2 protein-coding genes are annotated in these 1,428 nt (G+C 41.0%); one reads left to right on the plus strand and one right to left on the minus strand.

What is annotated here, in order from left to right:
• On the plus strand, positions 1-599 hold a 599-nt coding region (locus H5072_RS19400), incomplete at its 5' end, for an OsmC family protein (protein ID WP_182694503.1).
• Between the two features lie 58 nt (positions 600-657).
• Here H5072_RS19400 and H5072_RS19405 read toward each other — a convergent pair.
• Positions 658-1,425 (minus strand): alpha/beta hydrolase, encoded by a 768-nt coding sequence (locus tag H5072_RS19405; protein ID WP_182694504.1) that lies wholly within the window; start codon positions 1,423-1,425, stop codon positions 658-660.
• Between the last annotated feature and the right edge of the window lie 3 nt (positions 1,426-1,428).

Genomic DNA, 1,428 nt, shown 5'->3' on the forward strand with positions numbered 1-1,428 from the left:
GTGAAGCTGAAAAAATTTATGCATCAGCTAAGCATCCTAAAAGCTTTATTAGCCTAGATAACGCCGATCACCTTTTAACAAATAAAAACGATGCCGACTACGCAGCACAAATAATTGCAACGTGGGCAAACCGTTATGTTAAGTACGACAAAACTAAATACACGGCAAGTTTAACGGGTGGTAATGTACTTGTTGAAGAAAAAGACCATGTATTTACTCAGCACGTAAGTACAAAAGATCATACTTGGCTTGCAGATGAGCCAATAAAAGTAGGCGGTAAAAACTTAGGTCCCGATCCGTATCATCACTTATTAGCGGGGCTTGGTGCCTGTACGGCAATGACATTGCGCATGTACGCCACACGTAAAAAATTACCACTGGAGCATGTTAAAGTAGAGCTTGATCACACTCGCGATTACAACAAAGATTGCGACGATTGTGAGCAAACAGGTAACCTTGAAGCCATTACCCGTAAAATCACCTTACGTGGCGACTTAACAGAGCCTGAGCGTCAGCGTTTACTCGAAATAGCCGACAAATGCCCAGTGCATAAAACACTACACAATAACCCAGTTATTGTAAGTGAACTGGTAGAATAACTGCCGTGAAATTAATATAGCGCAGGTAACACTGCGCTGTGATTTAACTTTTATATACCTAACTTTTACTATCTAAAAATCCCTCTACTTCTTTACTCATTCTATCCACCAGCCATTTTGGCCCGCCATCGTACATATCGTTATGACGCGATTTTTCTATCATTATTTGCGTAACAGGAAACTTATTCAGCTCTGAATCGTTTAACAGCACATTCGCATCAGCTGGGTAATCACTACCGCGTACAGTAAGTACGTGAATGTTTTTATTGCGCGGGATCAACATGCGGCGATGATCGAGCGTAATAATAGTGCTAACTTCGTTTGGATAAATAGAGCCATATAATGCGGAAATATCCCCGCCGTTTGAGTGCCCAAATAAGGTGAGTTTTGTAAAGTCGTACGCTGGGTATTTACTCGATAGCTCATTAACTAAAAACTTAAGCGTTACTACGCCACGATGCCAGTTTTCCATGCGAGTTGTTAAGTAAGGCTGCTCACGGTTTAAGTAAGGGTCACTTTTTAGCTCATGTGCAACGGCTATTGTTAAATATCCACGCTGATTAAACGCATTACTGGCAAACGTATACCCGTTATGGCTAATCCCGTAACCTGCGTTAATAAACGCTACAGGGCATTTTACTTGCGCTGTACACTTAGCATTGTTACTTGGCAATGTAATATTGATAGGAATAGTGCGATTGCGGCTTTCATCAGTCATAACGCCATCGTTTGCATAGCTTGTCGCGCTTATTGCTGATGTGCTTATATCTGATGCACTTAGAGCTAGTGCGCTTAACATAAAAAGCTTTTTAAGTGTTTTTTGCATATT

This window comes from Pseudoalteromonas sp. SR45-5 (assembly GCF_014163565.1).
Lineage (GTDB): Bacteria > Pseudomonadota > Gammaproteobacteria > Enterobacterales > Alteromonadaceae > Pseudoalteromonas > Pseudoalteromonas distincta.

Bases quoted from the DNA above. Each gene is read 5' to 3' on its own strand.
- H5072_RS19405 (WP_182694504.1), bottom strand. From the start codon at position 1,425: ATGCAAAAAACACTTAAAAAGCTTTTTATGTTAAGCGCACTAGCTCTA.